Raw genomic sequence first — 23,613 nt, 5'->3', positions numbered from 1 at the left:
CTGCGGCGTCACCATGTGCGCCTCGTCGAGGATGAAGATCTTGTAGCGGTCGCGGGCCGGGGCGAACACCGCGCGCTCGCGCAGGTCGCGCGCGTCGTCGACGCCGTTGTGGCTGGCGGCGTCGATCTCGACCACGTCGAGCGATCCGCCGCCGTCGCGACCCAGCTCGACGCAGCTCGGGCACACGCCGCACGGGGTGTCGGTGGGGCCCTCGGCGCAGTTGAGACAGCGGGCCAGGATGCGCGCGCTCGTGGTCTTGCCACAGCCGCGTGGGCCACTGAACAGATAGGCGTGATTCACCCGGTTGGTGCGCAGCGCCGTCATCAGCGGATCGGTCACCTGAGACTGGCCGATCATCTCGGCGAACGTCTCGGGCCGATAGCGGCGATACAGGGCGGTGACCACGGGTCAATGGTAGTCGTGGGGTCTGACAGAGGATCGGGCGCTGTGGAGAACTCCGGAGCCCCTCGCGACGCGACGCCGCGCGATGATCGCCCCGTCCGGGACTCCCGGGCGGGGCGATCATCATCAGCGGATCAGGACTCCTTGACCCTCTTGCGGCGAGCGATGAGCAGTGCACCGCCTCCCGCGATGAACAGGGCCAGCAGGGCCGGCGGTGCCCATCCGAGATCGCTGCCGGTGGAGGCGAGGCCGGTGCCGCCGGTCGAGCCGGAACCGCCGGACGGGACCGCCGCGGCCAGCACGGTGAACTGCGTGTGGTTGTTCGCCGCGGTCACCTCACCGGAGACGGTGCCGATCAGGTCTGCGGAGTGGCTGCCCACCTCGAAGTCGGCTCCGATCGGAACATTCCAGGAGACGTTTCCGCTCGGATCCGCGGTGGTCGCGGCCAGCGGGATGGAGGTGGAGTGCAGCGTCCCCGACACCGACTCACCCGGTTGGAAGCCGGTGCCGTAGATGACCTGCGTGACACCCGTTCCCCGCACGATCGAGGCGTACTTGACGCTCGATGCCGGCGTCTGCGTGCCTTCGGTCGTGCTGGTCGAATCGCCCGTACTGGTCGATGTCGACGTGCTCGCGGAGGTCGTGGCACCCTGCGTCGTCGACGTGGAATCCGTCGCCGACGTGGACGCACCCGTCGTGGTCGAGGTCGAATCCGTCGCACCCGTGCTCGCCGACGTGGAGTCCGTCGCCGATGTCGACGTACCCGGCGTCGTAGACGTACCCGTCGTCGTCGAGGTCGAATCCGTACCCGTCGAAGTCGAGGTCGAATCCGTCGCCGACGTCGAGGTGCCCGGCGTCGTGGACGTGCCCGTGGTCGTCGACGTGGAGTCCGTGGCCGAGGTCGACGTGCCTGGCGTCGTGGACGTACCCGTGGTCGTCGACGTGGAGTCCGTCGCCGACGTCGACGTACCCGGCGTCGTGGACGTCGAATCCGTACCCGTCGAAGTCGAGGTCGAATCCGTCGCCGACGTCGACGTACCCGGCGTCGTGGACGTACCCGTGGTCGTCGAGGTCGAATCCGTCGCCGACGTCGAGGTGCCCGGCGTCGTGGACGTGCCCGTCGTCGTCGACGTCGAATCCGTCGCACCCGTGCTCGTCGACGTGGAGTCCGTCGCCGAGGTCGACGTGCCTGGCGTCGTCGACGTACCCGTGGTCGTCGACGTGGAGTCCGTCGCCGACGTGGACGTACCCGGCGTCGTGGACGTCGAATCCGTACCCGTCGAAGTCGACGTCGAATCCGTCGCCGACGTAGACGTACCCGGCGTCGTGGACGTGCCCGTCGTCGTCGACGTCGAATCCGTACCCGTCGAAGTCGAGGTCGAATCCGTCGCCGAGGTCGACGTACCCGGCGTCGTCGAGGTCGAATCCGTCGTACCCGTGGTCGTCGACGTGGAGTCCGTCGCCGAGGTCGACGTGCCCGTCGTGGTCGACGTCGAGTCCGTGCCCGTCGTCGTGGACGTGCCCGTCGTGGTCGACGTGGAGTCCGTCGTCGACGTCGAGGTGTCCTCGGCCACGATGGAGAAGGTGGTCGTGGCGGTCGTCTGCTCGGTTCCCACCGTCTGCGTCGCCGTCGCCGTGTAATCGCCGACGCCGAGGTCAGGGAAGGTCACCGTCCAGTGGCCCGTGGCGTCGACGGTGGTCGTCTCGGTCACGCCGCCAGCCGTGACCGAGATCGAGCCACCCGGCTCGCCGGTCCCCGTCACGTCGACGGACTGCGTGCCGTCCGGACCGGAGACCGTGATCGTCGTGCCCGGTTCCGGAGCCGTGATCGCCACGGGCGTGATCGCCGAGGTGCGAACCGTCGACGAGGCGAAGCTCACCTTTGCGAGGTCGGAGTTCGCCACCCGCGGCAGGAGCGTCAGGCTCAATGCCCGGACCGTGAACGAGTCAGGACCGAGGTCGCCGTCCGTAGGGTCGTCGGCGACCGTCGGCTGGTCGTTGATCCGGACCTGCACGATCTGGTTCAGCACGCCGCTCAGCACCGGGTCGAACGCGTCGATCACCGGGTTGACGACGCCGTTGAGGGCGGCCGTCACGCTGGTCGACGATGCCGACAGGATGCCGTTGATCGTGCCGCCGAGACTCGTCAGCAGCGGGGGCAGGATCGTATTTGTCAGCGTCCCGGTGAGCCCGTTGACGACCCCGCTGAGCAGAAGGCCCACCGGGCCGAGGCCCGGGAGCAGCGCGATGTGGGAAAGGTCGACGTGAGCCGTTCCGCCGACGAAGTCGGCCAGGGTGCCGGTGATCTGAATCGGGGCGTCGATGACCTGAAGACCATCGTTCCCAATGCTCACACCTGGCAAGAGGGTCGCGTTCACGTCCATGCTGATGGTGAGCGTCGTCCCCTGAAGGGCCTGGCTCACCGCGTTCGTGACCGGCGTCACGATCTTGCCGAGCGCGTTGTTCACGCCCGCCGTGATCGCCTCGATCGTGCCGGGCGTGAGCAGATCGGTGTTCGGTCCGAGGCCGTTCAGACCGTTGCCGTCGGGGTTCACCAGCTTGGCGAAGTCGACCTGGACGGTCCCCGTGGTGAGGTCGATCGTGACCGAGCCGTCGTCGCTCACCACCACGTGGGAGCCACCGAGCGCGGTGTCGATGACGCCGCCGAGGTCGGGCACGTTGACGGAGACCGTCGGGTTGCCGAGCGATGCGCTCACCAGCCCGAGCACATTGACGTCGGGAACCGCGTCCACCAGCGACGTCAGCGCGCCCCCGTTGCCGACGAGCCCGTTCAGCGCGCCCGTGAGGTCGGTGCCCGCCGTGTTCACCGCCCCCTGGAGCCCGCTCGTGATTCCTCCGACGAGGGCGCTGTGGATGTTCGCCTGCAGGTCCGCGACTCGGTAGTCGGAGACCGGGTCGGACCCGTTGGTCTCCTCTGCACGAGATGCGAGCGCGCCGACGTGCAGGTTCATCTGGTCGACGATGCTGTTGGTGAGCCCGTCGACGTTCAGCTGGGCGAGCAGACTCGTGAGGTCGACGCCCGCGTTGCCGATGTCGCTCGGGTCATCCGTGGGACTGATCGAGATGGCTCCGTCGTCGCCCACGACGCCGGACGCCGCGATCGAGTGGTTGGGCTCGTCGGACGACGCGTAGCTCTGCACCGCGCCGAGTTCGCCCAGGTCGAGCAGCCCGGGGTTGTCCGCGGTGCCGATCAGCGGGATCTGCACGCCGGAGCCCACGAGCTGCAGCTGCAGCGACGCCAGGTCGAGCGCGGACGCGTTGAACGGATCCGCGCTCGTGGCGGGTCCGTTCGGGTAGATCGAGTGCGCCGTGCCGGTGGTGGCGAGCGAAGAATCAAGCAGATCCGCCCCCAGCACCTGCCCGTAGCCCTCGGATTTGCCGGTCGGCGTGATCTGGGCCGCATTGGCGGCACCGGACCCGACCAGGACGAACGCCGCCGCGATCAGCACCGACGTCGATGCCGCAGCGATTTTGCGGAACGTAGAGCCATGGACAGCAGAACCATGGACATTTTGCGAGCGTGTCACACCTTCACCCCCGGTGTTGACTTCCAAGAGCGGCGCTACGTCGCACCACCCGGGACGATCCGTTCCCTCCTCGGAAAGCCCCAGTCGCGAAAATATCGGCACATTCACAGATCAGGCAAGCGCCCAGAGTTCCCGGTTCACGCGCCCAGCGCGGGGATCTGCCTCGTTCCGAAGGTGACGCGAAGGGCCGCGATGGCAGCAAACCAGCCGTTCAAGCCGTGGACGGAAGGGCCGGGCGGGGTGGAGGACGAGCACAGGTACACCCCCCTAATTGGGGTGGCCCAGGGGGCCCGCGAGAGGACCGGTCTACAAAATAGCTGAGCTATACTCACTTCTCCGCCGGAGATGTCCCCACCAACGTAGTTCGAGTTGTGTTCCTCGATCTGCGCGGCGGATCGCCATGCGGACGCGATGACCACGTCCCGGAACCCGGGAGCGGATCGCTCGATCTGCTCCGTCACCATCTCGGTGGGATCCACCTCCGATCCCAACGGCACATGCGTGTACGCCCAGAGCACGTGCTTGCCCTCGGGTGCCCGCGACGCGTCGAAGCGGCTGGGCTGCGACACGAGCGCGTACGGCCAACCCGGATGCCTCCCCGCGCGGACCTCGCGCTCGGCCGCGGCGATCTGCGACCTCGTTCCGCCCAGGTGCACCGTTCCCGCGTCGGCGACCTCGGGATTCGCCCACGGCACCGGGGCGTCCAGGGCGAAGTCCACCTTGGCGACGGCGCTCGCATAGCGGAAGCGTTCGATGCGGCGCCGATACCGCTCGGGCACGCGAGAGCCGACAATGCGCACCAGGTCCCGCGGCGACGTGTCGAACAGCACGGCCTGCGCGGACGGCAGGTCGCCCCACGCGTGCACCTCGGCACCGGTGACGATCTCCCCGCCGTGCGCCCTCAGATCGTCCGCCATGGCGTCCACGATCGCCTGGGACCCGCCGACCGGTATGGGCCAGCCGCCGGCGTGCGCGAGCGTCGCCAGCAACAGTCCGGCTCCGGCGCTGCCCAGAGATGGCAACGCGCCCCCGGCATGCGCGGCGACCCCGGCCAACATCGCGGGGGCGACACCACCGGCGAATCCCACGTTCCAGGCGCGCGTGCCCTGGGCCAGCGCGCGCACGGCGAACTCGAACGCGGCAACGGGATCCCGCGGGGCTCTGAGCATCGTGCCACCGGTGAAGTCGAGCACGCCGTCGAGCCTGTCGAGCAGCGGCTCGAGGAGCCGGCGCCAGGCGGCGCCGTCGACGCCAAGGGACTCCGCGGTCCGCCCCAGATCGCGATACGCGAGCCCCGCCACCCCGCCGTCGAGAGGGTGCGCGTAGGAGAGCTCCGGCACGACGAAGCTCACGCGCTTCTCGAGCCCGAACGCCCGGAAGAACGGCGACGCGAGCGCCTGCGGATGCACGGCTGAGCATACGTCGTGCCGGAAGCCCGGCACCGTGAGCTCGGCCGTGCGCGCGCCGCCGCCGATCGTCTGCGCCGCCTCGTAGACGCGCACCCGCAGGCCTGCCCTGGCGAGCGTGACGGCCGCCGAGAGCCCGTTCGGGCCGCTGCCGACGACCGCGGCGTCGACCTCCGTCACGTGGCTGCGTTCGCCGGCTCGTGTCCCGCGTCCACCGGCTCGGCGCCGCGCTCCGGTGGCCGCGTCGGACGCCGCCTCCCCCACGCCCGTCGCAGCCACGGAATCGCCCTCGTGCCGACATAGCGCTCGATGCGCGCGTACGTGGCGTCTCGGATGAAGATGCCGTCTGCCGCCATCATCGCCATCGAGAACAGCGGAAGCCCCATCAGGATGCCGATGCCGACGTGCATGCCGACGATGCCGACCAGCGCGATCACTCGCGTCCATCTCGCCAGGAGGAGGAACGGGAAGAAGAGCTGGATGAACACGGCGAAATACGTCACGACGTTCACGAGGATCGAGTTCGATGACGCCAGGTCGCTGAGCCACGGCCACGGGGTCAGCGACTGCAGGTGCAGCGGGTAGTACACCGCAGTGCCGTCCTGCCACTGCGAGCCCTTCACCTTCGACAGGCCGGCCACCACGTAGATGATGAAGATCTGCAGCGCCACGGCGATGATCGCCCCGTTGTGGAGGATGTTCGAGAACCACTCGGGAACGACACGGAGCGGTCTCAGCCCCTTCGCCGCGCGTCGCCGACGACGGCGGGCATCCAGCGACCAGTGGGCCGACATGTCCGCGAAGACGAAGTAGAACAGGATGATCCGCAGCGCGTTGTCGGTCTGGTCGGTGGCGACGGGATTCGTCGACACCAACGAGATGTACAGGTAGAGGGTCAGGATGGCCGCGATGCGGGTGTGCCACCCGACCAGCAGCGCGATGCCGACGACCCCGAGCAGCAGGAACTTCACGGTGAACAGCCATGCGGGATCCGACGCGCTGTAGAACGTGAACGGAAAACCCCACACGCTGAACGGCTGGATCGGCCTGTCCCACCCCGAGGCCGCCCCCCACAGGTACTGACGACGAGCGAAGTTCGCGATCACGAAGAGCACGACAACCAGGCCATAGACGATGCGGGCCACCGAGGCGCCGTAGCGGGCGTGCTGGGAGTCGATCAGCCAGTGCTCGCCGTCGCGGACGCGATCGACGACCCACCTCCAGGCGGTGGAGATCAGCGCCGTCACGACCGGTTCCCCGTTTTGAACATCGAGTCGAAGACCGCGGTGTCGACCCCCGGCACCCGCGTCACCGGGCGCCAGCCGTCGACGAAATACGAGACCTCCGGGGTGACCTTCTGATTTCGCTGGGCGAAGGGCACTACGGGCGTCTTGAGCACGCGCACCTGCACCTGCTTCACGTGGCTCCCCCAGCGCGCCACGGCGACCTCGCTGGCCAGTCCGAGCACCGTGCGCTCGTAGTCGACGAACGCGGAGACCGTGGGGCTCGAGTCCACCTTCAGCTCGGTGAGCATGTTCCTCTGCAGCAGCGACGGCCATACCGGTCCGCCGTACGTCTTTCCCGCCTCGTTGCGCACGTCCGTCGGGATCGCGAGCGCCGACGCGTAATAGCGGTTGGCAAGGATGAAGTCGTTGAGATACATGCGCGAGGGGATCGGATGCAGCTGCACGTCGTTCCTCGCAGATCGATCGGTGAGGCTGTACCAGTCCGTTGTCTGGGACTTCCCGTCCCTCTCGACGATCGCCCGCACGTCCAGGCTCGGATTCACCGAGCCCGGGTTGGGCGCGAACACCGACCAGCTCTGCCCGAACATCGGGATCATGTACGACGTCAGCGTCGAGTTCCCGATCGCCTGCCTGATGGCGTTGGGCGAGGCGTTCCACGTGTACGTCGCCAGAAAGTGCCATGCCAGCACGAGGACGACGACGACCGCCATCACACGTGCGGCAATGGGTGTCGGCCTGCGCTCGACAGTTCTTGCCTCCGCCTGCATGGAACCCCCTCGCTCCAGACGTCCCGGACCGCGCCCCCAGTCCGCGGCCATCCTATTGCGTCGGAGGGCACGGGTCTCGCAGCGGCGAGACGAAGCGCTCGCGGCGTGGTGGGCGATGCGCTCGCGCCTGCCCCGACCGCCACGCCGTCACCCCACGACCGACAGGGTCTGCCTGGCGATCTCGAGCTCCTCGTCGGTCGGCACGACCAGCACGGTGACGCGCGAGGCATCCGTCGAGATGACACGCACGCCCCCGACCCGGGAGTCGTTGCGGTCGGGATCGACCTCGATGCCGTGATGCTCCAGCCCGGCGAGCGACCGCGCCCTGATCTCGGCGCTGTTCTCGCCCACCCCTGCCGTGAACACGATGTCGTCGACCCGCCCGAGCTCGAAGGTGTAAGCCCCGATGTAGTGCCTGATGCGGTGCAGGTACACTTCCAGCGCGAGCCGCGCGGACTCGTCGCCGTCGTCTGCTGCGCGGATCACGTCGCGCATGTCCTTGCGTCCGCTCAGCCCGAGCAGTCCGCTGCGCTGATTGAGCAGGTCATCGAGGTCGTCGGGGCCGATGCGGGTCTTGCGCTGAAGGTAGATCAGCACGGCCGGGTCGACATCGCCCGACCTGGTGCCCATCACCAACCCCTCGAGCGGGGTCAGGCCCATGCTGGTGTCGACCGAGCGGCCGCCGTCGACCGCCGTCATGGAGGCCCCATTGCCGAGATGCAGGACGATCTGCTTGAGCTCGCCGAGGGGACGTTGCAGGAACCGGGCGGCCGCACCGGACACGTACTTGTGACTGGTGCCGTGGAAGCCGTAGCGACGGATGCGCAGGCGGCTCGCGAGCTCAGCGTCGATCGCGTAGGTGTAGGCATCCGGCGCCATCGTCTGGTGGAACGCCGTGTCGAACACGGCGACGTGCGGCAACTCGGGGAACGCCTTCTGCGCCGCCTTGATGCCCTCCACGTTGGCCGGATTGTGAAGCGGGGCGAGGTCTGACAGGTCCTCGATATTGATGAGCACGAGAGGCGTCACGAGCGTCGGCTCGAAGAACCTGGCACCACCGTGCACGACGCGGTGGCCGACGGCGATCGGCGGGTGGGTCTCGAGGCTGGGCCCGTGTTCCCGGAACGCGTCCAGCATCACGCCGAAGCCCGCCGTGTGGTCCGGGATCTCCAGCGAGCGTTCCCAGTGCCCGTCCGGCACGTCGTGGGTGGCGTGGCCGGTTGGCTCGCCGATGCGCTCCACGAGCCCGGATGCCAGTCGCCGTTCATCGTCCGCGTCGATCAGCTGGTACTTGAACGACGACGAGCCGCTGTTCACGACCAGGACGGATGTCATGTGGTTGCCTTCGCTCGTCGCCTACTGCGCCTGGATGGCGGTGATGGCGATGGTGTTCACGATGTCCTCGACCAGCGCCCCGCGAGACAGGTCGTTGATCGGCTTGTTCAGGCCCTGCAGCACCGGCCCGACCGCCACCGCGCCCGCCGACCGCTGCACCGCCTTGTACGTGTTGTTGCCCGTGTTGAGGTCGCGGAAGATGAACACGGTCGCCCGGCCCGCCACCGGGGAACCGGGCATCTTCGCCCGCGCGACCGCGGCATCCGCCGCCGCGTCGTACTGGATCGGCCCCTCCACCGGCAGCTCGGGGGCGCGTGCACGCACCAGCGCCGTTGCCTTCCGCACCTTCTCCACGTCGGCGCCGCTGCCGGAGTCTCCGGTCGAGTACGACAGCATCGCCACCCGAGGCTCGATGCCGAACCGCCGGGCGGTGACCGACGACGAGATCGCGATGTCGGCGAGCTGCTCGGCGCTCGGATCGGGGATCACCGCACAGTCCCCGTACACGAGCACCCGGTCCGCGAGCGCCATGAAGAAGACGCTGGACACCACCGAGACCCCCGGCCTCGTCTTGATGATCTCGAACGCCGGGCGGATGGTGTGCGCGGTGGTGTGCGCCGCACCCGACACCATGCCGTCGGCGAGCCCGAGGTGCACCATCATCGTGCCGAAGTACGAGACGTCGGTCACGATGTCCGCCGCCTGCGTCCTCGTGACGCCCTTGTGCGCCCGCAGGCGCGCGTACTCGTCCGCGAAGCGCTCGTGCAGCTCGGGATCGAATGGCGAGAGGATGTCGGCGGCGGCCAGCTCCAGGCCGAGCTCGCCCGCTCGGGCACGGATCGCGGCCTCGTCGCCGAGGATCGTGAGATCGGCGATGTCACGGGAGAGCACGATGTCGGCAGCGCGCAGAATGCGGTCATCCTCCCCCTCGGGCAGCACGATGCGCCTGCGGTCGCTTCGCGCGCGCTCGACCAGCTCGTAGGCGAACATCAGCGGCGTCACGATCGGCGACCTGGTCACATCGAGCGCCTCGAGCAGCCGTCCCGTGTCGACATGGTCGGCGAACAGCTGCAGCGCTGTCTGACGCTTGCGGTCGGAGTCCGCCGCGAGCCGGCCCCGGGTGTGGGTGACGCGCACGGTCGTCTCGTAGCTTCCGTAGGGCGAGCTGATGATCGGCAGCGGGGAGCGCAGGCCGGACAGCAGGCGCGTGATCGGCTCGCTCAACTGGAAACCGCCGTTGAGCACGATGCCGGCGATCGAGGGGAAGGTGCCGGCGGCGTTCGCCAGCAGCACCGCGAGCAGCACTTCGGTGCGATCACCGGGGACCACCACGATCGACCCCTCGATCAGTCGGGGCAGCACGTTCTCCATCGACATCGCGGCGACCACGACACCCAGCGCCTCGCGGTCGAGGAGCGCGGGATCGCCGCGAATCAGCTCGCCGTCGACGGACGCCATGATCGCGCGCACCGCCGGCGCGACGAGCAGCGGATCCTCCGGGAGCGCCCACACCGCCACACCGCCGTGTGCGGGGCGAAGAGCGTCGGAGGCGGCGGGAGGGGCGGTTTCGACGCGCTCAACCGGCGAAGGGGGCGGGGGCGCGGTTTCGACGCGCTCAACCGGCGACGCAGGCAGAGACGCGGTTTCGACGCGCTCAACCGGCGATGGGGGCGAGGGCGCGGTTTCGACGCGCTCAACCGGCGATGGGGGCGAGGGCGCGGTTTCGACGCGCTCAACCGGCGAAGGGGGCGGGGGCGTGGTTTCGACAGGCTCAACCGGCGATGGGGGCGAGGGCGCGGTTTCGACAGGCTCAACCGGCGACACGGGCTCAACCGGCGATGGGGGCGAGGGCGGCGATGACGGCTCGACCAGCGATGAGGCGACGGCGTCGATGATCGCGGTGAGGGCGTGCGGGTCGGCACGGTTGACCACGATGCCGAGCAGCTCCGCGTGCTCGCTGCGCAGCGAGGCCGAGGCGACCTCACCGAGCTGGCGCAGCTCGGCCGGGCTGCGGGCGTCCGCCTGCCCCAGACGCTCGTCGACGCCCTCGTGCACACGGCCGCTCAGCACGAGCAGCACCGGCGCGCCGAGATTCGCCGCGATCCGTGCGTTGTACCCGAGCTCCGTGGGCGTGCCGACATCGGTGTAGTCGCTGCCGACGACGACGACGATCTCGCTGGACGCCTCGACGGTCTTGTACCGGTCGATGATGCGCGAGAGCGCAGCATCGGGATCAGCGTGCACCTCGTCGTAGGTCACGCCGATCGCATGCTCGTAGTCGGTCCTCACCCCGTCGAGCCCGATCAGCAGATCGAGCACGTAGTCCCGTTCCGTCGCCGACCGCGCTATCGGCCGGAACACGCCCACCCTGCGACCCTGACGCAGGAGCAGATCCACGACCCCGAGCGCCACGATCGACTTGCCGCTGCGTCCCTCCGCCGAGGCGATGTAGACCGACTTCACCGGACCACCGGTAGGGGCCTGGCACGAGGACGGCCGACGGACACGGCCGGCGCCGACGTGATGCGGGCGTTCACGCGTTGTCCCCACCGGTGTCGCGCGACAGGTCCACGGTCTCCTCACCGCTGTCCTGATCGTGGCCCCAGCGCCAGTTGGCGACCTCGGGGATGTCCTCGCCGTGCTCCCGCGTGTACTGGCGGGCGATGAGACGAGCATCCTGCATCCGCTGGCGCAGCCCGGCGTACCGCTCGGCCAGCCCGGGGACGCGGTCGATCACGTCGATGACGAGGTGGTACCGGTCGAGGTCGTTCATCATCACCATGTCGAACGGCGTGGTGGTGGTGCCGTTCTCCTTGTACCCGCGAGCATGGATGTTCACGTGCCCGTGCCGACGGTACGTGAGTCGGTGGATGAGCCACGGATACCCGTGGTAGGCGAAGACGATCGGCTTGTCGGCGGTGAAGATGGCGTCGAACTCGCGATCGGAGAGACCGTGCGGGTGCTCGGTCTCCGACTGCAGTCGCATCAGGTCGACGACGTTCACCACCCGCACCTTCAGATCGGGCATCTCCTCGCGCAGGATCTGCGCCGCCGCGAGCACCTCGAGGGTCGGGATGTCCCCTGCGGCCGCGAGCACCACATCCGGAGCCTTTCCCTCCACCTCGGTGCCGGCCCAGTCGAAGATGCCCAGGCCGCGGGTGCAGTGAGCGATCGCCTGCTCCATCGTCAGCCAGTTGGCGGAGGGCTGCTTGCCGGCGACCACGACGTTCACATAGTCGACCGATCGCAGGCAGTGGTCATACGTGGACAGCAGCGTGTTCGCGTCGAACGGCAGGTAGACGCGCACGACGTCCGCGCTCTTGTTGACGACGTGATCGATGAATCCGGGATCCTGATGGCTGAACCCGTTGTGATCCTGCCGCCAGACATGGCTGGAGAGCAGGTAGTTCAGGCTCGAGATCGGCCTCCGCCAGGGGATCCCCCGCGCCACCTTCAGCCACTTGGCGTGTTGGTTGAACATGGAGTCGACGATGTGGATGAACGCCTCGTAGCAGTTGAAGAGCCCGTGCCGGCCGGTGAGCAGGTAGCCCTCCAGCCATCCCTCGCACTGATGCTCGCTGAGCATCTCCATCACGCGGCCCGCGCGTGCCAGATGGTCGTCGGTGGACCACAGCTCCGCATTCCACTGCTTGCCGGTGTGCTCGTACACGGCGGGGGCAAGGCGGTTGGACGCCGTCTCGTCGGGCCCGAAGATGCGGAAGGTCGTGGGGTTGTCCTCGATCACGCTCGCCAGCCACTGCCCGAGCACCTTGGTGGCCTCGGCGATCGTCGCCCCCGGCCACGGCACATCGACGGCGAAGTCGCGGAAGTCGCGCAGCGAGAGCTCCTTGCGCAGCAGGCCGCCGTTGGCGACCGGGTTGGCACTCATTCGGCGGTCACCCGCCGGTGCCAGCTCGGTGGCGAGGGCGACCAGGGCGCCACTCTCGTCGAACAGCTCCTCGGGACGGTACCTGCGCATCCAGTCCTCGAGGATCCTGGTGTGCTCCTCCGTGTCCCGCGCGTTCGCGAGCGGCACCTGGTGGGCGCGGTATGTCCCCTCGATCTGCACGCCGTCGACGAACCTCGGACACGTCCACCCCTTGGGCGTGCGCAGGATCATCATCGGCCACGCGGGAGTGGCACCGCCCTGCTCGTCGCCTGGGGCGGCGTCGTACAGCCCGGCCCGGGCATCCGCCTTGATCGCGGCGATGTCGTTGAGCACCTGGTCGAGCACGGCGGCGAAGCGCTTGTGCACCTCGATCGGGTCTTCGCCGTCGAATCCGCCGGTGACCAGGTAGGGCTTGTGACCGTACCCGCGGAATAGGTCGAGCAGCTCGTCCTCCGGGATGCGCGCGAGCACGGTCGGATTGGCGATCTTGTAGCCGTTGAGGTGCAGGATCGGCAGCACGACGCCGTCGTGACGGGGGTCGACGAACTTGTTCGAGTGCCAACCGGTGGCCAGCGGGCCGGTCTCTGCCTCGCCGTCGCCCACGACGCAGGCGACCAGCAGGTCGGGGTTGTCGAACGCCGCGCCGTACGCGTGGCTAAGCGAGTAGCCGAGCTCTCCCCCCTCGTGAATGGAGCCTGGGGTCTCCGGGGCGACATGGCTCGGGATGCCACCCGGAAACGAGAACTGCCGGAACAGCCTGCGCAGCCCGTCCTCGTCCCGTGTGATGTGGGCGTAGATCTCGGAGTATGTGCCGTCGAGGTATGCGTTGGCGACCATGCCCGGGCCGCCGTGACCCGGGCCGGTGATGTAGATGGCGTTGAGGTCGCGCTCCTGGATCGCGCGGTTCAGGTGGGCATAGACCAGGTTGAGGCCGGGGACGGTGCCGAAGTGACCGAGGAGCCGGGGCTTGATGTCGTCGCGTGTCAGCGAGCGACGCAGCAGCGGGTTGTCGAGCAGATAGATCTGACCGACGCTGAGATAGTTTGCGGCACGCCACCACGCGTCCAGAGCCGCCAGGGTCCCGGCATCGAGCCCGCGCACGGTGCGACGAGGGAACGCCGGGTCGTAGGCGTCCGCCGGGCGGCGGCGTGCGCGCTCTGGCCGGACGGCGCTCGCCGATGCCACGACCTGTGCCGGATCACCGCCGGCTGCCGTCGCGCCAGCCTTCGCGCGCGCCGTACCTGCGGTGCCTCTGGTCTTGGCGACGCCTCTCGTCTGAGCCGATGCGGATGCCACGGGGATGCCTCCAGACCGGCCACCGATCGCGACCGCTTGCTCCCATACTTGTTGACGGGTCACCGACACGCCAGAGGCGACGCACGCTCGTACCGCATACCCGGCACGCGCTCCCCCACGAAAAAGGACCCCTCGCGCACCCGCCAGAGCCCGGTTACCCTTGCTGCGTTTCCGCCCTGGGGGAGTTGGCCTGGATGGCGCCACGCGAGGAGCCTCGACCAGTGTACCGGCATGCGGATGCCCGGCCATCCGCTCGCCCTCGGCTGGCAGCGCCGGCGCTACGCTCGGGGAGGCATCCGCCGAGCCGAGAGGAGCCAGCATGCCGCTCTACCTGGACGACCTGCACCCCGGACAGACCTTCGTCACGCCGGGCCGGACCATCACCGAGGCGGACGTCATGTCGTTCGCGGCATGGACGAACGACAACAACCAGGTGCACACCGACGCCGAGTTCGCGTCACGGACGCGCTACGGGCAGCGCATCGTGCACGGGATGCTCGGAGCCTCCCTGTGCCTCGGCCTGATCGCGCGCACCGGCGTCTTCGAGGGCAGTGCCGTGGCGTTGCTGGGTGTCGACGACTGGAAGTTCCTCGCGCCGATCTTCATCGGCGACACCGTCACCTGCACGGTCGAGATCCTGTCGGCCCGGCGCACCGCATCGGGGCGGTACGGCATCGTCGAGCGGCTCCTCACGCTGCGCAACCAGAACGGCGACGTGGTGCAGAGCGGCCGCATGGACCTCATGGTCGCGGTCGAGCCGATCGCGTGACCGTACGTTTCGGCCCCGGAGCGACCGATGCCATCTCGCTGCCGAGCACGAGGAACACCGGGTGGGAGGGCTCCTGTCGGTCCGGTAGGATTCCGTGAGGTCGTTCTCGCATCGACCGCTCGGAGGATTCGCCTAGTGGCCTATGGCGCACGCTTGGAAAGCGTGTTGGGTGCAAGCCCTCGGGGGTTCGAATCCCCCATCCTCCGCCCATCCTTCGCAGCGCCCCCGGCCCTGGTCAGCATGTTTGCCGCTGCGAGCGGCACGGGGGTTGCCGCCCCGCCGCGTTGCCGAGGCGATTCCGGGTGAACGATTCCGGGTGAATCGGGTCGCTCCCCGACACCAGACCGCGTCTTCGGAACGAGATGGCATGCCTCATCCGTCGTCTGGTGCCGAAGATGCGGTCTCACCACGATGACCCCGCTCTCATCGGCCGACCTGCCTGATGACGGAATCGGGAATCCGACAGGGACGACGCAACCTGCGCGCCGGCAACCGGACTGTCTATCTTGACAGAACTGTCTACTCAGACTTAGCCTCCGAGTGTTGCCCCGGACCCTGGTGACGGTTTCAACCGCACTACGATCGGGGTCCCGATGTCTCTGGCACATCACACGCACGCCGCACGCTCGTCCACCGATGCGCCGCGCCGATGGCGAGTCATTCTGCCGGTGACGGCGATCGCCGGGATGACTGCCCTCGTCGTGCTCGGCAGTGCCGGACCGGCCAGCGCCGCCGGGTCCACTCAGGCCGCGGTCGGGCTCGGCACGGCGGACAGCTACGAGGTCCTCGCCGGCAGCACCGTGACGAACACGGGCGCGACCACGGTCGAGAACGGCGACGTCGGGCTCAGCCCGGGAACCGCGGTCACGGGCTTCCCGCCCGGCGTAATCGCCAACGGAGTGATCCACGCCGCCGACGCGCAGGCCCAGCAGGCACAAGCCGACCTCACCACCGCCTACAACGACGCGGCGGGGCGCTCGCCCGACGAGTCCGGCATCATCGACCTCGCCGGCCGCACTCTCGTCCCGGGCGTCTACTCCGGCAACGCGCTGGCCCTCAACGGCACGGTCACTCTGGACGGATCCGCGAGCTCCGTCTTCATCTTCCAAGCAGCCAGCACTCTGATCACTGCGTCCGCCAGCACCGTCGCCTTCACAGGAGGTGCGAACTCCTGCAACGTGTTCTGGCAGGTCGGCTCGTCAGCAACCCTCGGCACCGGCTCCACCTTCGCCGGAACGATCATGGCTCTGACCTCGATCACCGCCAACACCAACGCGACTATCGATGGGCGGCTCCTGGCTCGTAACGGCGCCGTCACCCTCGACTCGGACGTGATCACCCGTCCAGCCAGCTGCGGGCCGCGAACGGGGATCGTCGCCAGCACCCCCACCCCCGAGCAGATCGCAGCGGCGCAGGCAGCCGCAGCACAGGCGGCAGCCGCACAGGCGGCAGCGGCGGCAGCAGCGGCCGCGGCGGCGAGAACGGGCGCGCCCAGCGGGTCACTGGCCGAGAGCGGGTCGGACCTGCTGCCGGCGACCGCCGTTGCCCTGATTCTGGCCACCGGCGGAGCGCTGATCTGGCTGCGCCCGCGTCGTTGGAGAATCGTGAGCGCCGCGCGATCGCGGCGCTGACGCCTCGTCCCACTCTCGGCACCGCCCGCGGCACGATGTGACGCGGGCGGGCACGCGAGACAGGCGATCAGGCCCGCGTCCATTCGCCGTGGGGTCTGATTTTCGGTCGGGCTATCCCGTATTGCCCGGCGATCTGCAGGCCGGTGTGGTTCGCCTCGCACGCCGACGCCAGGGCATCGGCTGCGCCGCTGTAAGGCTGCGCAGAAGGATCGAACACGGCCCCGCCGACGGATGCGGGGGTCTCACTGATCGCGGTCCTGGCGGCTGCGACCAGATCGCGCAGGCCGTAGCCGGTCTGGAACGTGAGCGCCGCGTATTGCTCGGGGATGGTGTCCACCGCCCCGGCGTACTGCTCGGCGGACAGTTTGCCCTGTCGGTAACCCGTGTAGGCATCGAGCGCCGTGGCCTGGATCGCCGAGACGACTGCGCACGTCAGGGCTATGTCGGAAGCGTCGACCGGAGACGAGCTCGGGGCCCACGGCGCGAAGAACATCACGGTCATGAAGCGCCTTGGCGGCCTCACCGTCCTCAGCGGCGCACACCTCATCTACATCGCCTGCGTCTACATCTACATCGCCTGCGTCTACAGCAAAGCCTAGGTGCGATGCCGAGCGGATCTGACCCTGGGGCGCCAGCGCTGGCCGACGCCTCGCCCGATCGGCTGTGGCCCCGGACCGCTGGCGAATCCCGTCAACGCGGTACCGGCGCTCCGTTCCCGAGTTCCTGCACCATATACTCCGCTTAGAGGTCGCCGCGTGCGCGAGGGTTGGGAGGCCAGGGTGGCTGAGGGGCACAGGCGCGTGCTGGTCGTCGACGACGATCAGGACCTCGTGATGCTGATGAAGACCGTGCTGGAGCGGCGCGCGGAGTGCATCGTCCAGATCGCGACCGACGGGGCTGCCGGGATCGAGGCCGCGGACTCGTTCGAACCAGACCTCGTGATCACAGACATCGAGATGCCGGGCCTGGGCGGGCTGGAGATGCTCGAGACGATCCGACACGATCGTCCGTGGCTGCCGGCCATCGTGATCACGGCGCACGTCTCCGTCGACTACGCCGTGTCGGCACTGCGTGCACAGGCCAACGAGTTCCTCACGAAGCCTCTGGACAACGCGAAGCTCGTCGAGGTCGTGGGCCGTCTCGCGGACGAGGGGCGGCGCAGGCGACGTGAGGCGACCCAGCCCGTCGAGGTGGTTCTCGCGGTCGGGGCGCATCCGGACGACGTCGAGATCGGCGTGGGCGGCATCCTCGCGGCGCATCACGACGCCGGTGACCGTATCACCGTCCTCACGCTCTCCCGGGGCGCAAGGGGAGGCGACGCCGATCGACGGCAGCACGAGTCGCTCGCGGCGGCCGAGCTGATCGGCGCGCGGCTTTTCCTCAAAGACCTGGTGGACACCGAGATCGGCAGCGGCGGCGCCACCGTGCGGCTGATCGAGGACGTCGTTCGCGAGGTCGAGCCCACGATCGTCTACACCCACTCTCGTCACGACCGTCACCAGGATCACCGGGCGGTGCACGACGCCACCGTGGTGGCGACCCGACGGGTCGGGACGGTCGCCTGCTATCAGAGCCCCTCAGCGACGGTCGACTTCCAGCCCGCCAGATTCGTCAGCATCGACGGCTTCCTGGACCGCAAGCTGGCGCTGCTCTCGTGCTTCGACTCGCAGATCGGCAACCGCGACTACCTCGCCCCGGACTTCGTCACCGCGACCGCTCGATACTGGTCCCGCTTCGGCGGGGGCACGGCGGTGGAGCCGCTCGAGATCATTCGCGAGACCGCGGAGCTCTCACGTGTCGTCGAGCGGACGGAAAGCCGGAGTTGACCGCGCGCGTCCTCGTGACCGGCGCCGGGGGTCCCGCCGGCGTCGCCGTCATCCGCTCGCTGTTGCGCCGCTGTGACCTGACCGTGTTCGCCGGCGACATGGACGGATGGGCGAGCGGGCTCTACCTCGTGCCCGCGGAACGGCGGCGTCTGCTGGAACCGGGTGCTTCCGACGGCTTCGTCCCCGGACTGGTCGACATCGTCGCCCGGGATGGCATCGACGTCGTCATCTCCACCGTGGACGTCGAGCTCTCCACTCTCGCGCGGCGGCGCGCCGAGCTTGCCCCCGCCGTGCTCGCGGCGCCCTCCGCTCAGACGCTCGAGGACTGCCTGGACAAACTGGCTCTCGCCCGACGGTGCGCATCGACGGGGCGAGCGCCGCGCACGGTCCTCGCCGGCGCCGAGGCGGCGGGCATCGACTGGGAGTTCCCCGTCTTCGCCAAACCGCGCCGCGGAGCGGGGAGCCGTGGGATCCGTACCGTACCCGACCGTGCTGCGCTGAGCGCGCTCCCGGCGGACGAGGACCTGATCGTGCAGGAGCTCCTGCCCGGCGACGAGTACTCGGTCGACGTGCTGGCGGACGCCGACGGAAGGGTCGTGGCCGCCGTGCCGCGGACAAGGGCCCGTGTCGACTCGGGCGTCGCCATCGCGGGGCGCACCCTGCACGACCCCGAACTGGAGGAGACGGCCGCCGCGGTCGCCCGGGCGGTCGACCTCGTCGGCGTGGCCAACGTGCAACTGCGAAGGGACCGACGTGGACGCGCGGCCCTCCTCGAGGTGAACCCGCGGTTCCCCGGCGCATTGCCGCTCACCATCGCCGCCGGCGTCGACATCCCCTCGCTCGTCGTCGACCTGTTCCTCGGCGAGCGCCTTCCCGAGCGGCTCCCCTTCCGAGATCTCGCCGTCGTGCGGTTTCTCGACGACATCATCCTCGACCCCGCAGAGGTGCTGGTCTCGGCGCACGCGGGGCACCGCGACGAGGACGCCTGATGCGTCGCGTGCTGCAGGAGGACCACCACGTGCACTCCGTCTTCTCAGACGACGCCGTCTCCACCCTCGCGGAGAACATCACGGCCGCCGCCGCGGCCGGCCTCACCGTCGTGCGCCTGGTCGAGCATGTGCGAGCGAGCACCGACTGGGTGCCCGACTTCGTCGCTGCCGTCGCCGCCGCATCCGTCCCGGCCGGCCTGACGGTGCTGACCGGCGTGGAGGCGAAGATCCTCGACACGGCCGGGCATCTGGATCTGCCGGCGCTGCCGGACGGCATCGACTCGATCGTGATGGCTGACCACCAGTTCCCCGGCCCCGACGGGCCGTGGTCGCCGTCGACGACCCGCGCCCGCCTGGAAGACGGATTCCCGGTCGAGCACGCCCTCGACCTTCTGACCGAGGGGCTCATCGGCGCCATGCACCGGTTCCCGGGGAACCAGCTCGCGCACTGCTTCTCGATCCTGCCAAAGACCGGACTCTCCGAGCAGCAGCTCGGCGGCGAGCGGCTCGGGGCGTGGGCGCGCGCGGCGGCGCAGACACACACGATCATCGAGGTCAACGAGAAGTGGGCCTGCCCCGGCCCGGAGGCACTTCGCGCGGCACGGTCGGCCGGCGCCCGGCTCGTGGCGTCGACCGACAGCCACGACGCCCGGGACGTCGGCCGTTACGATCGCGTCGCCCGCATCCTCGACACCGCCGACGACGGGACGGTGCGGGCGTGAGCATCGACTGGCCGAGCATCCTCGACGACGGCGTGATCGTCGTCCTGCTGCTGTGCGTCGCGGCGGGCACGCTGCCCGTGATCTCCACGGCCTTCCAGTTCCTCGTGCTGCCGTTTCACGCCTTCGTCAACCACTACGGCCGGGCTGCACCGTACACGCCGAACGTCGCGGTCATCGTGCCCGCCTGGAACGAGGGCCCCGTCGTCGGCGCCTCGATCGACAGGCTCCTCACACTGGACTACCCGCAGGACCGGCTACGCATCTACGTGGTCGACGACGCGTCCACGGACGACACGCCGGAGATCGTCCGCGCGAAGGAGCGGGAGAACCCGGGGCGGGTGTTCCATCTGCGCCGCGAACAGGGCGGCGAGGGCAAGGCGCACACCCTGAACCATGGCATCTCGCGCGTTCTCGCCTCCTCGTGGGCACAGGCGATCCTCATCATGGACGCCGACGTCATCTTCGCCCGCGACTCCGTCGCCAAGATGACCCGGCACCTGGCGGATCCGCGCGTCGGGGCGGTGACGGCGTACATCGCCGAGGGCAGCCGCGACCGCAACTACCTCACCCGCTTCATCGCGATCGAGTACGTCCTGGGGCAGCTCGCTGCACGGCGCGCCCAGAACGTGCTCGGCGCCATCGCCTGCCTGGCCGGCGGAGCCCAGCTCCACTCCCGCGAGAACCTGGAGGCGATCGGAGGGCGGATACCGACCGGCACGCTCGCCGAGGACACGATGACGACGTTCGAGTCACAGCTGCACGGGCGGCGCATGGTGTTCGAACCGCACGCGCTCGTGCTGGCAGAGGAACCCCGCACGATCGACGCCCTCTGGAAGCAGCGCCTGCGCTGGGCGCGCGGCAACGTGCAGCTCACCCGCCACTACCGCCGGCTGTGGTTCCGGCCTCGGCGCGGCCATCGGCTCGGCAGCGTCTCGTTCGGGCTGATGTGGTTCAGCACCTTCCTTCTTCCGGTGGCCATGCTGCTGGCCTCCTTCGGCCTCGTCGTGCTGCTGGTGCTGCACAGCGACCTGGCGGCGACCGTGTTCCGGATCATGTGGGTCAGCGCGGCCTGCACCTACCTGTACTCGATCTTCTTCGCCCTGCAGCTGGACGCGCGCACCGGTCGCCACGCGTGGCGAGAGGCGCTGCTGTTCCCCGGTGTGGGCTCGTTCGTGGTCATGGTCTCCGCCCTCTTCCCCGGCCTGCTCGAGAACGACGTCCCGGGCCTCTTCGGGTTGCAGCTGACTGCTTCGGGCCGGATCGACTGGACGCTCTGCATCTATGTCTGGGGCGCTGCGGCGATGCTCGGCGCATGGCTCGCCCGTGCCGTGGAGGGAACCCGGGCCGGCCGGGTGCTCGCGCCGCTGCTCTTGTATCTCGTCGGCTATGGTTCCCTGCTGTGCGCGATCACCATCGACTCGTATGTCAAGGAGTGGCGCAAGGCGGACACGGCCTGGATCAAGACAGAGAAGGTCGGCAGGGTTGTCGGATGACGGATTCTGACGCGGACGATGAGAAGGGATGGCGCAGCATCCGCCGCGATGCCCGCCTCGAACGCCGGCTGCTACCGCAGGCCGTCGCCGCACTGGCGCTGGTGGCCGTCGTCGTCGCCATCCGAGAGGTGTTCTTCGCATGAGCGCGAATCCCCTCGCACTCGTCGTCGAGGACAGCGATGACCAGGCGCGACTGCTGAGGCACTATCTGGAACGCGACGGCTTCGACGTGGTCGTCGCCGCCAGCGCCGAAGAGGCGCTGGCGCTGCTCCCCCGGGTGAGCCCGATGCTCGCGATCGTCGACCTTCTCCTGCCCGGAATGTCCGGAACGGAGTTCGCCGCACGGCTGCGCACCGACCGTCCCGGCTGCATCCTGGCCATCAGCTCGGTGCTCGACGTCAGCAGATACCCGACCGCCGACGACGTCCTGCCCAAACCGTTCACCGGCGCTCAGCTGCACGCCCTGACCGCGAAGGTCCCGAGATGAGTGGCCCGGCGAGCACCGCACGTCCGTCGATGCAGGAACGATGGCACGGCTTCTTCGACAATCCGAGCCCGTTGGTCAAACAGGTCCCGAGCGCCGCGGCTCTCCTCATCAGCGTCATACTGGTGCTCGTCGTCCCAGGGCTGGAGTTCCGCCCGCTCGGCGACGCCGTGGGCGGCATCGCGATCGTGGCGGCCGCCACCATTCTGGCGCTGGTGCTCACGGTGCGCTCGGTCGACGACGGATGGCCGGTGCTGGTCATCCCGATGCTGGACATCATCGGCTTGGGACTGTTCCGTTTCGGCACCGGGGGTCCGGGCTCGCTCTTCGCCGGGCTCGTGCTGCTTCCCGTGATCTGGCTGGCCGCCGCCCCGGGGATCCGCTACGTGTTCCTGGTCCTCGTGCTCACCTCGTTCTCGCTGCTGATCCCGTACATCGCGCACCCGCCCCCCGACGCGACGGAGTGGCTGAGGGGAGCGGTCTCCCCTGTCGTGTTCGCGATGGCGGCTGCCATCGTCAACGAGCTGTCGCGACTGCAGCGCGTTCGCACCCGTCTCGCGGAGAGCCTCGCCACCGACCGCACCGAAGCGCTCGAACGCAACATCGAGGTCGTCGACAGGCTGCAGAAGAGCGAGCAACGCTACCGCGAGCTGCTCGGCATGTTCCAGAGCGTGTGGCAGGCGACCACGGGGCAGGCGGTGATCGGAACCGACACGCAGGGGGTCGTCATGGCGTGGAATCCCGGCGCCACCACGCTCCTTGGCCGGAGCGAGGAAGAGGCCGTCGGCAAGCTCCACGTGGACGAGATCTTCCCGCCGAGCGCACGCACAGAGCTCACGGACGGGGCCGCGTCCGTCGACTCCGACGACACCGTTCCGCCGTGGCTGCGCGCGCTCTTCAGCCTCGCGGACCAGGACGTCGCCGTCGACCGCGACGTTCACATGGTCGACGGCGACGGGCGTCCGGTTCCGGTGCGGCTGACAGTGACGTCGCGGCGTGACGGCGACGGAGCCGCCTTGGGCTACCTCTTCGTCATCACCGATGAGACACGCACCGCCGAGGTGTCTCGCATGAAGGACGAGTTCGTCGGGATGATCTCCCACGAGCTGCGCACCCCGCTGAGCTCCATTCTGGGCTATCTCGACCTGCTGCAGAACGACCCGGAGCATCCGCTCGAGGAGGAACAGCTCCAGTTCCTCGCGGTAATCGAGCGCAACGCCAAGCGTCTCTTGAGGCTCGTGGGCGACCTGTTGTTCACGGCGCAGGTCGAGTCAGGCAAGTTCCCGGTGGAGCCGAGGGATGTCGACATCGTCGCCATCGTCGCCGCCGCACTGGAGACCGCGGCTCCTGCCGCGGCGGCTGCAGGCGTCGAGCTCGCCCGCGAGCTGCCCGGCGCTCCGGTGATGCTACGGGCCGACCCGGTCCGCATCGGGCAGGCGATCGACAACCTCGTCTCCAACGCCGTCAAGTTCACGCCCCGCGATGGCAGGGTCACGGTCGGCTTGGAGACCTGCGACGCCGCCGTGAGGATCACGGTGCGCGACAGCGGCATCGGCATTCCGAAGGACGAGCTCGGCGAGCTCTTCACCCGGTTCTTCCGCGCGTCGACCGCCACGCGCAACGCCGTGCCCGGTGTCGGTCTCGGCCTGACGATCACCCGTGCGATCGTCACGGCGCACGGAGGCCACATGGACGTCACGAGCGAGGAGGGGGTCGGCACCGAGTTCCAGATCGTCCTGCCCCGCCACGGCCGGGCGGTGGTCGACGAGCGGCCGAGCGCAGCTGCGCGGGACGGCGGATAGGCGAGCC

Annotated in this window: 18 protein-coding genes, 1 tRNA gene and 1 other RNA gene; 10 read left to right on the top strand and 10 right to left on the bottom strand. The window is 69.1% G+C overall.

Annotation, left to right across the window (positions count from 1 at the left end):
• From VGC18_RS08035 to ffs, 9 genes are all read right to left on the bottom strand, one after another.
• On the bottom strand, positions 1-405 hold a 405-nt coding region (locus VGC18_RS08035; protein ID WP_331096070.1), incomplete at its 3' end, for an AAA family ATPase.
• A gap of 131 nt (positions 406-536) precedes the next feature.
• The gene (locus tag VGC18_RS08030; protein WP_331096068.1) at positions 537-3,872 is read right to left on the bottom strand and encodes a choice-of-anchor G family protein; all 3,336 of its coding nucleotides are present in this window, start codon (positions 3,870-3,872) and stop codon (positions 537-539) included.
• A gap of 215 nt (positions 3,873-4,087) precedes the next feature.
• A complete protein-coding gene (locus VGC18_RS08025; protein WP_331096067.1) occupies positions 4,088-5,536 on the bottom strand; it encodes an NAD(P)/FAD-dependent oxidoreductase in 1,449 nt (482 codons plus the stop codon).
• Positions 5,533-6,603, bottom strand: coding sequence for an HTTM domain-containing protein (locus VGC18_RS08020; protein ID WP_331096065.1), 1,071 nt, complete (start codon positions 6,601-6,603; stop codon positions 5,533-5,535). Before VGC18_RS08020 ends, VGC18_RS08025 begins: the two co-directional genes overlap by 4 nt.
• Positions 6,600-7,370 (bottom strand): DUF5819 family protein, encoded by a 771-nt coding sequence (locus VGC18_RS08015; protein ID WP_331096063.1) that lies wholly within the window; start codon positions 7,368-7,370, stop codon positions 6,600-6,602. The genes VGC18_RS08020 and VGC18_RS08015 overlap by 4 nt, the downstream gene beginning before the upstream one ends.
• A gap of 147 nt (positions 7,371-7,517) precedes the next feature.
• Positions 7,518-8,705, bottom strand: coding sequence for an acetate kinase (locus VGC18_RS08010; protein WP_331096061.1), 1,188 nt, complete (start codon positions 8,703-8,705; stop codon positions 7,518-7,520).
• A 21-nt stretch (positions 8,706-8,726) separates the two neighbouring features.
• Positions 8,727-11,168 (bottom strand): phosphate acetyltransferase, encoded by a 2,442-nt coding sequence (gene pta, locus VGC18_RS08005; protein ID WP_331096059.1) that lies wholly within the window; start codon positions 11,166-11,168, stop codon positions 8,727-8,729.
• A 70-nt stretch (positions 11,169-11,238) separates the two neighbouring features.
• Complete coding sequence (locus tag VGC18_RS08000; protein WP_414672867.1) at positions 11,239-13,695, bottom strand: phosphoketolase family protein; 2,457 nt, start codon at positions 13,693-13,695, stop codon at positions 11,239-11,241.
• 315 nt (positions 13,696-14,010) lie between these two features.
• An RNA gene (gene ffs, locus VGC18_RS07995) (signal recognition particle sRNA small type) lies at positions 14,011-14,107 on the bottom strand.
• Positions 14,108-14,209: 102 nt separating this feature from the next.
• Here ffs and VGC18_RS07990 point away from each other — a divergent pair.
• The 3 genes from VGC18_RS07990 to VGC18_RS07980 all read left to right on the top strand — a co-directional run bounded on the left by VGC18_RS07990 (position 14,210) and on the right by VGC18_RS07980 (position 16,290).
• Positions 14,210-14,659, top strand: a complete 450-nt coding sequence (locus VGC18_RS07990; RefSeq protein WP_331096055.1) for a MaoC/PaaZ C-terminal domain-containing protein — start codon at positions 14,210-14,212, stop codon at positions 14,657-14,659.
• A 121-nt stretch (positions 14,660-14,780) separates the two neighbouring features.
• A tRNA-Ser gene (locus VGC18_RS07985) sits at positions 14,781-14,865 on the top strand.
• A gap of 387 nt (positions 14,866-15,252) precedes the next feature.
• Positions 15,253-16,290, top strand: a complete 1,038-nt coding sequence (locus VGC18_RS07980; RefSeq protein WP_331096053.1) for an ice-binding family protein — start codon at positions 15,253-15,255, stop codon at positions 16,288-16,290.
• A 67-nt stretch (positions 16,291-16,357) separates the two neighbouring features.
• On the opposite strand, the gene VGC18_RS07975 is transcribed toward VGC18_RS07980, so the two are convergent.
• Positions 16,358-16,792: a hypothetical protein gene (locus VGC18_RS07975; RefSeq protein ID WP_331096051.1), complete on the bottom strand. Its 435-nt coding sequence runs from the start codon at positions 16,790-16,792 to the stop codon at positions 16,358-16,360.
• Between the two features lie 277 nt (positions 16,793-17,069).
• Between VGC18_RS07975 and VGC18_RS07970 the strand changes: the two genes are divergently transcribed.
• The 7 genes from VGC18_RS07970 to VGC18_RS07940 are packed head-to-tail and all read left to right on the top strand — an operon-like array spanning position 17,070 to position 23,606.
• A complete protein-coding gene (locus VGC18_RS07970) occupies positions 17,070-18,116 on the top strand; it encodes a response regulator (RefSeq protein WP_331096049.1) in 1,047 nt (348 codons plus the stop codon).
• Complete coding sequence (locus tag VGC18_RS07965) at positions 18,113-19,105, top strand: ATP-grasp domain-containing protein (RefSeq protein WP_331096047.1); 993 nt, start codon at positions 18,113-18,115, stop codon at positions 19,103-19,105. The genes VGC18_RS07970 and VGC18_RS07965 overlap by 4 nt, the downstream gene beginning before the upstream one ends.
• Positions 19,105-19,827 (top strand): PHP domain-containing protein, encoded by a 723-nt coding sequence (locus VGC18_RS07960; protein WP_331096045.1) that lies wholly within the window; start codon positions 19,105-19,107, stop codon positions 19,825-19,827. The genes VGC18_RS07965 and VGC18_RS07960 overlap by 1 nt, the downstream gene beginning before the upstream one ends.
• Positions 19,824-21,320, top strand: coding sequence for a glycosyltransferase (locus VGC18_RS07955; RefSeq protein WP_331096043.1), 1,497 nt, complete (start codon positions 19,824-19,826; stop codon positions 21,318-21,320). The genes VGC18_RS07960 and VGC18_RS07955 overlap by 4 nt, the downstream gene beginning before the upstream one ends.
• On the top strand, positions 21,317-21,463 hold the full coding sequence (locus VGC18_RS07950; protein WP_331096040.1) for a hypothetical protein: 147 nt from the start codon (positions 21,317-21,319) through the stop codon (positions 21,461-21,463). Before VGC18_RS07955 ends, VGC18_RS07950 begins: the two co-directional genes overlap by 4 nt.
• A complete protein-coding gene (locus VGC18_RS07945) occupies positions 21,460-21,807 on the top strand; it encodes a response regulator (RefSeq protein ID WP_331096037.1) in 348 nt (115 codons plus the stop codon). Before VGC18_RS07950 ends, VGC18_RS07945 begins: the two co-directional genes overlap by 4 nt.
• Entirely contained in the window at positions 21,804-23,606 is a 1,803-nt protein-coding gene (locus VGC18_RS07940) for an ATP-binding protein (protein WP_331096035.1), read from the top strand. The genes VGC18_RS07945 and VGC18_RS07940 overlap by 4 nt, the downstream gene beginning before the upstream one ends.
• Positions 23,607-23,613 lie beyond the last annotated feature (7 nt).

This window comes from Lacisediminihabitans sp., assembly GCF_036404185.1.
In the GTDB taxonomy this organism is placed as follows: Bacteria; Actinomycetota; Actinomycetes; order Actinomycetales; family Microbacteriaceae; genus Lacisediminihabitans.
The sequence above is the reverse complement of the archived record's forward strand: the minus strand, read 5'-3'. Positions and strand labels throughout refer to the sequence as shown.